Genomic DNA, 6,673 nt, shown 5'->3' with positions numbered 1-6,673 from the left:
CGGGAGGACCGCGCTGCAGGCCCCATCCTGGGGCCCAGCGCTTGACAGGCATCCATGCCTGTCACCTCCCTCCGCAAACCCTGCGCTCGGCCTCCTGAAGTCGCGATCTGCGGCGCCTGAACTACCGCGCGCTTAGAATCAAGGGCAAGAGCAAGAGCAAGAGCAAGAGCGAAACATCGCATTACTCCAGAACTGATATTCGAGCAGATTTCAAAGTTTAAAGCCACACACAACCCCTGCAGGCGCGGCCCATCGCGTCACAAGGCTACTCCAATCGATTGCAGGCATCATATATTCATCAGCCACAGATCACTAAAGTTCAATGAATCGAAACCACCGCAATCGAATTGAGATCAATAGTTGAGCACACCAAAAGATCAAGGCTGCGAAGCGATAGCCTTCTCAATCGCTGCCTTAAACTCGGCATCATCCGGTTTCGTCAAACTCGAAAAACTACCAATCACCTTGCCCTGACGATCAATCACATACTTGTAGAAATTCCACTTGGGCGCACTGCTCTGCCTGGCCAACTCCGCAAACATCGGAATCGCATCCTTGCCCCGCACTGCCTGTTCCTTGGTCATGGTGAACGTCACGCCATAATTCGCATAACACACCTTCGCCGTCTTCTCGCTGTCCGCATCCTCCTGCTTGAAGTCGTTCGAAGGCACACCCAGCATCTCCAGCCCACGGCCATGGTACTGTTTGTACACCGCCTCAAGCCCCTCGAACTGCGGCGCAAACCCGCAATAACTGGCCGTGTTGATCACCACCAAAGGCTTACCGGCAAACCGCTCGCACAACGCGACCTCACCCTTGCCCCGCAATTCCGGCAACGTACCCTGCAACACGGCCGGGCATTCGGTCGCCCAGCTGGACGCGCTGGCCATCAACGCCAATACCGGCACCACCATCCACTTCACGCTCATGACATCTCGCTCCTGCTCGATCAACCTTGAACTGGCAGCGTAGCGGCTAACAGACGCCCATGCCCAATTGCATGAGCGCCATGCCGCCGTCGTGCCACCCCCACCAGGCCAGCATCAGCACCAAAAGCGCCACCAGCGCAAGAGCCATACGGATCAATACTGGGTTCATGCCGCCGTTACCTGCAAGCGTGCCACAGGCCGTTCACGGACCGGCCAGTTGAGCGCCGCAGCCAAGACACTCAGCAGGATCGCGATCTGCCAGACCAGGTCATAGCTGCCAGTGCGGTCATACACGACGCCACCCAGCCAACCGCCCAGAAACGCCCCGAGCTGGTGGAACAGGAACACGATACCGCCAAGCATCGACAAGTTACGCACGCCGAAGACCGTGGCGACGGTGCCGTTGGTGAGCGGCACCGTGGACAGCCACAACAGGCCCATCGCAATACCGAACAGGTACGCGCTGAATGCACTCACCGGCGCCCAGAGAAACAGCACGATGACGACCGCACGCAGCAGGTAGAGCCCAGTCAGCAAGCGTGGCTTGGACAGGCGCCCGCCCAGCCAGCCGGCCGTGAACGTGCCCACGATATTGAACAGACCCACCAGGGCCAGCACCGTGGTGCCCGTGGTGGCCGGCAGATGCTGGTCCACCAGGTACGCCGGCAGGTGCACCCCGATGAACACCACCTGAAAGCCGCACACGAAAAAGCCCAGCGCCAGCAACCAGAAACCGGCATGCCCACACGCCTCACGCAGCGCCTCGCCCAGGGTCTGCTCGTTGCCGTATGAGGGCAAGGGACGGTCGCGCAACAGGCCTACCAACGGCACGATGAAGGCCACCAGCAGGCCCAGCACCAGCAAAGCCGCCGACCAGCCGAGCCATTGGATCAGGCCGAGGGTGCCGGGCAGCATGGCGAACTGACCGAACGAACCGGCGGCACTGGCAATGCCCATGGCCATGCTGCGCTTTTCAGGCGGCACGGCCCGGCCAACGACGCCCAGGATGACCGAAAAGGACGTGCCCGACAGGCCAATGCCGATCAACAGCCCGGCGCTCAATGACAACGACCAGGCAGAGTCGGCCATGCCCATCATCGCCAGGCCCACCGCATACAGCACGCCGCCAACCATCACCACCCGCGAGGCGCCAAGGCGATCGGCCAACGCACCGGCAAAGGGCTGGGCCAGGCCCCAGATCAGGTTCTGCAAGGCGATGGCGAAGGCAAAGACGCCGCGGCCCCAGCCAAAGTCGGCGCTCATCGGTGCCAGGAACAAGCCAAAGCCGTGCCTAACGCCAAGTGACAGCGCAAGGATCAGCGCCGCCCCAGTCAACACCCATCCACTGGTTCGCCATACAGACGTCATTGTTATTGTCTCCAGCCCATCGCAAGGTCGTCAGGTGCTGCCGTTGATGAAACCTGGCACTGCAAGGCCATCCACCGCCACGTACGCCGAATCATCAAGGAAGCATTTGGTTACAGCATGAACGCTGAAGCTGACTGACAGCAAGCAGGATGTCAGCGCAGGTCGTCACTGATCTGTCGCCAGTCGCTTGCGGATGGGTTCGAACGCGCGGGTCGCTTGCCGCGGCAGCGGGTCGGGCAACCCCTGGTCGATCGCCTGCCAGTAGCGCCAGGGCACTTTGGCGGTGCCCAATTCGTAGTCCATCCCGTCCCAGCTGTCTTCGCGGAAACTGTAGAACGCCCAGTGCAAGCGGTGCTGATCGAGCACGCCCAGTACGTCCTCCAGGTACTGGCGGCAGCCTGACAGGCGGCGCATGCAGCCAAACTCGCCCACCACCAGGCGGGAACGGGGCACGTTCATGGTATCGGCCCAGTTCAGCGGGGCTTGCAGGTACTGCGCCACGCGCTGGCCGTCCCATCGCTGAAGCTGGCCGGCGAAGGGTACCGCCCCTGGATAGGCCAGCGGCTGTCGGCGGGTCATGTTGGGCGCACTGGTCGCTGCATAGGGTTCGTACATGTGCACGCTGTAGAGCACCCTGTCATCGGGCAGCGGCGCGGGCCAATAGGTGAAGGCATCGGCGGCGGCATACCAGCCCGAATCCACCATGATCGGCGTTACCGCATCCTCCTCGCGTATGGCTGCCGTCAACCGCCGGTACAGCGCCGGCAAATCACGCGCACTGCCTTGATCGCGCGCATACCAGCGTTGCATGCGCTCCGAGCTGGCATGTTCGGGCAGATCGCTGCGCTTTTCCGGTGCGGGCTCGTTCACCAGGTTATACGCAGCGACCGCAGGATGATCCTTCAACGCACGGGCGACGTCGCGCCAAAAGGCTGCGGCCTGCGCCCAGTAGGTCTTGTCCTGCCACAGTCGGTCGTCGAAGGTGCCGCTATTGTTCTGCGACCAGCGCATGCCCGGCAGTGATAGCGGTGCGATCACCACTTTGAGGCCGGCTCGATGGGCCCGATCCAACACCGACCGCAGGGTAGCCAGGTCGCTGGCGGGCAAGCCGTCGTAGCCATCGGCATTGCCCAATAGAAAGTCCCTGTCCGCAGGTCGCCATTTGTCATAGGACACCCGAACCCAGGTCGCGCCATAAGCCCGGAGGGCATCAAAGTAGGCCTGGTCAGGGGGCAATCGATTGAAGCTGTTGCCCCCATGCCGGGGCTGGTCCCAGAACGCCATGAGGTCAGCTGCCTGGGCGGCAGGTGGAGTGAAACCCAGCACGGCCAGGAAGAGCAGCCAGTAATACATCGCACACGCCTCTTGGAAACAAGCGCCTGAGGGTAATGCATCCGGTGAAGGCGTTTTACAGGATTAGTTTGCCGGCTTTTTTTCAGATGATCTTTGCAGAAGGCGCCTTCGGAGTCGCCCCACATAATTGGATAAATCCCAGCCCGCGCTGCCCCGATTGGCTTACGGGATCACGACAAGGCCCAGCAGGACGGTGAGCTCAAGCAGTTCCAGCAGTGCACCTGCGGTATCGCCCGTGGTACCGCCCAGGCGATTGCACATCAGCCTGCGCAAGGCGACGAACACGACTGCCGTCAGCACCATTGCCCAGCCAGCCAATGTCAGGCCCAGGCCGGCACAGATCAACAGTACCCACCCTGCTGCGCGGCGGGGCATGTGCTCGGCCAGTGCCTGGCCCAACCCGCCAGGCCGCACATAGGGAGTACACAGTAACAGCCCCAGCAGCGCTGCTCGACCGATGACCGGTGCCAGCACCAGTTGCAGGCCAGCTCCCTGCTCGATCAGTGCCCACAAGGCGCAGAACTTGAGCAGCAGCACCAAAATCAACGTCACCACCGCTGCCGGCCCGCTGCGCGGGTCTTTCATGATCTGCAGCGTGCGTTCGCGATCACCAAACCCGCCTAGCCAGGCGTCTGCGCTATCTGCCAGGCCGTCCAGGTGCAGCGCGCCACTGAGCAGCACCCAGAGGCTCAGTAGCAAGGCGGCATGCAGCGGCGCCGCAACGCCTGCGAGCCAGTGGCTGGCCAGCCATAGCAGGAGACCGAACAGCAGCCCGACCATGGGGTAGTACAACAACGAGCGGCCTACCTGGCGTGGCGTTGGCATGCCGGGCAAGGTGACAGGCAGGCTGCTTAGAAACTGCAGGGCAATCCAGAATGGCAGCATGCTAACCCCCCTCAACCAGCTGGCCGTCCTCGCCGACTTGCAAGCGCACCAATGCGCCATGGCCGACTTCCACTTGCAACAGCTGCGCCCTGGGCAGGCCACGGGCGCGGGCCAACAGCAGCCGCATGACACCACCATGGGTGACCAGCAGTACGCGCTTGCCAGCATGCTGGCGGTACAACCCCTCGATGGCCGTCAGGACGCGCTGCGCAAACGCCTGGACCGGCTCGCCATTGGGCGGCGTATAGCCGTAGGGATCAGCCCAGAACTGCCCAAGCGCCTGTGCGTCGTGTTCCATGATCTGCAACGCCGTGCGCCCTTCCCAATCGCCGAAATGCAGTTCTTGCAATGCAGGCTCGCGCTGCACGGGCAGGCCCAGCCTGGCGCCCAGCTCATCGGCGAATCGGCCACAGCGCTGCAATGGCGAACTGACCAATGCCTGCCAAGGCCCTGCGTCGGCCACGGCGGCGCGCATTTGAGCCCAGCCCTTTTCGGTCAGGGCGTCATCGAGGCTGCCACGCAGGCCACCTTGTTCGGTTTCCCCGTGGCGCAGCAGGTCGAGCCTCATGCCGGACGGTCCGCCACGGCAGCCTCGGCAAAGGTCGCCATTTGCCCGTGTAGCGCGCAGGCCAGCCGCAGCAATGGCACGGCCAGGGCGGCACCACTGCCCTCACCCAGGCGCAGCCCCAGAGCCAGCAAAGGCTCGGCCTGCAAGGCGCTCAGCACCGCCTGGTGGCCGGGCTCCGCACCCTGATGGGCGAACAACAGCCAAGCGCGGCACTGGGGGTTGAGGCGCACGGCCACCAAGGCCGCCACCGTGCAGATGAACCCGTCCACCAGCACCGCCACACCCGCCTGGGCACACGCCAGGTAAGCGCCGGCCAGCGCCGCCAGCTCGAAGCCCCCCACGCAGCCCAATGCACGCAGCGGTTCATCGGCCGCCAGGCGGTGCAAGGCCAGAGCCCGCTCGATGACGTGCGCTTTGTGCTGCACGCCGGCACTGTCCAACCCAGTGCCTGGCCCGCTCAGCGTGGCTGGCGGACAGGCGAGCAGTACGCTGGCCAGCGCTGCCGCTGCGGTGGTGTTGCCGATACCCATTTCACCGCCGATGAACAGCTGTGCGCCGTGGGTCGCCGCCCGCTGCGCGCTGTCACGACCTGCCTGCAGGGCGGCCTGCAATTGTGCCTCGCTCAGGGCGGGCTCTCGGGCGAAATTGGCCGTACCGGGGCCAAGGTGCACGTGGCGAACGCCCGGCAGTGCGAGCGTCGGGTCGACCGTGCCGAGGTCGACCACCTCCAAGGTGGCGTGCAGTTGGCGCGCCAGCACACTGATGGCGGCACCCCCGCCGACGAAATTGCGCAACATCTGGCCTGTCACGGCCTGAGGATACGCCGAGACGCCCTCCTCGACCACGCCGTGGTCGCCTGCGAACAGGCTGATCGCAACGTGCTCGAGCACCGGCCGTTCGCAGCCCTGCAGGCCTGCCAGCTGAATGGCGAGCGTTTCGAGCTGGCCGAGCGAACCGGCAGGCTTGGTCAATTGTTGCTGCCGCTCGCGTGCTGCGGCCATGGCCGCACCGTCGATGGGCTGGCAGGGCCTCTGCCACCAGACAGGGTTCATGATGCAGGTCCTTTGAGCGTGAGTGGGAGGCCAGCGACCGTGAGGATCACCTGCTGGCAACGTTCGGCCACCGCCTGGTGCACGACACCGGCCAAATCGACGTAACGTCGCGTCAACTCGCCCATGGGCACCACACCCAGGCCGGTCTCGTTACTGACCAGGATGATGTGGCCGGGCAGGTGTTCAAGGCAGCCCAACAGGGCATCACGTTCCTCGGCCAACCGGCGCGGGTCATCCAGCATCAGCAGGTTGGTCAGCCACAGCGTCAGGCAGTCCACCAGCAGGCAGCGGTCAGCAGCAGCTTCGGCCTTTAGTACAGCAGCCAGGGCCAAGGGTTCTTCGATCAACCCCCACTCCACGGGCCGGCGCTGGCGGTGCAGCTGTACCCGCTCATCGAGTTCGCCGTCCAGCGGCTGACTGGTGGCGATATAGGTCACGGGCAGGCCGCAGTCGGCTGCCCGCTGCTCGGCCAGGCGGCTCTTGCCAGACCGGGCTCCGCCGATCACGAACGTACGCAC

The 6,673-nt window shown here is 64.0% G+C and carries 8 protein-coding genes; all 8 read right to left on the bottom strand.

The window, feature by feature from the left end:
* Nucleotides 1-377: 377 nt before the first annotated feature.
* A complete protein-coding gene (locus FS767_RS11005) occupies nt 378-929 on the bottom strand; it encodes a glutathione peroxidase (protein ID WP_058639477.1) in 552 nt (183 codons plus the stop codon).
* 46 nt (nt 930-975) lie between these two features.
* Complete coding sequence (locus FS767_RS23210; RefSeq protein ID WP_256674257.1) at nt 976-1,098, bottom strand: hypothetical protein; 123 nt, start codon at nt 1,096-1,098, stop codon at nt 976-978.
* A complete protein-coding gene (locus FS767_RS11000) occupies nt 1,095-2,297 on the bottom strand; it encodes an MFS transporter (protein WP_058605365.1) in 1,203 nt (400 codons plus the stop codon). Before FS767_RS11000 ends, FS767_RS23210 begins: the two co-directional genes overlap by 4 nt.
* Before the next feature lie 165 nt (nt 2,298-2,462).
* Nucleotides 2,463-3,581: a glycoside hydrolase family 5 protein gene (locus FS767_RS10995; RefSeq protein ID WP_256674259.1), complete on the bottom strand. Its 1,119-nt coding sequence runs from the start codon at nt 3,579-3,581 to the stop codon at nt 2,463-2,465.
* A gap of 231 nt (nt 3,582-3,812) precedes the next feature.
* On the bottom strand, nt 3,813-4,535 hold the full coding sequence (locus tag FS767_RS10990; protein ID WP_144965361.1) for an adenosylcobinamide-GDP ribazoletransferase: 723 nt from the start codon (nt 4,533-4,535) through the stop codon (nt 3,813-3,815).
* A gap of 1 nt (nt 4,536) precedes the next feature.
* Nucleotides 4,537-5,103, bottom strand: coding sequence for an alpha-ribazole phosphatase family protein (gene cobC / locus FS767_RS10985; protein ID WP_058605362.1), 567 nt, complete (start codon nt 5,101-5,103; stop codon nt 4,537-4,539).
* Nucleotides 5,100-6,155, bottom strand: coding sequence for a nicotinate-nucleotide--dimethylbenzimidazole phosphoribosyltransferase (cobT, locus tag FS767_RS10980; protein ID WP_144965359.1), 1,056 nt, complete (start codon nt 6,153-6,155; stop codon nt 5,100-5,102). The genes cobC and cobT overlap by 4 nt, the downstream gene beginning before the upstream one ends.
* A complete protein-coding gene (gene cobU, locus FS767_RS10975) occupies nt 6,152-6,673 on the bottom strand; it encodes a bifunctional adenosylcobinamide kinase/adenosylcobinamide-phosphate guanylyltransferase (protein WP_058605360.1) in 522 nt (173 codons plus the stop codon). The genes cobT and cobU overlap by 4 nt, the downstream gene beginning before the upstream one ends.

Origin of the sequence: Pseudomonas sp. DE0010 (genome assembly GCF_007680745.1) — a bacterium.
GTDB lineage: Bacteria > Pseudomonadota > Gammaproteobacteria > Pseudomonadales > Pseudomonadaceae > Aquipseudomonas > Aquipseudomonas parafulva_B.
Note: the sequence above shows the minus strand (reverse complement) of the source record. Positions and strands in the feature narration are given on the sequence as shown.

Coding starts and splice junctions, on each gene's coding strand:
- FS767_RS11005 (WP_058639477.1), bottom strand. CDS start 929: ATGAGCGTGAAGTGGATGGTGGTGCCGGTATTGGCGTTGATGGCCAGC.
- FS767_RS23210 (WP_256674257.1), bottom strand. CDS start 1,098: ATGAACCCAGTATTGATCCGTATGGCTCTTGCGCTGGTGGCGCTTTTG.
- FS767_RS11000 (WP_058605365.1), bottom strand. CDS start 2,297: ATGACGTCTGTATGGCGAACCAGTGGATGGGTGTTGACTGGGGCGGCG.
- FS767_RS10995 (WP_256674259.1), bottom strand. CDS start 3,581: ATGGCGTTCTGGGACCAGCCCCGGCATGGGGGCAACAGCTTCAATCGA.
- FS767_RS10990 (WP_144965361.1), bottom strand. CDS start 4,535: ATGCTGCCATTCTGGATTGCCCTGCAGTTTCTAAGCAGCCTGCCTGTC.
- cobC (WP_058605362.1), bottom strand. CDS start 5,103: ATGAGGCTCGACCTGCTGCGCCACGGGGAAACCGAACAAGGTGGCCTG.
- cobT (WP_144965359.1), bottom strand. CDS start 6,155: ATGAACCCTGTCTGGTGGCAGAGGCCCTGCCAGCCCATCGACGGTGCG.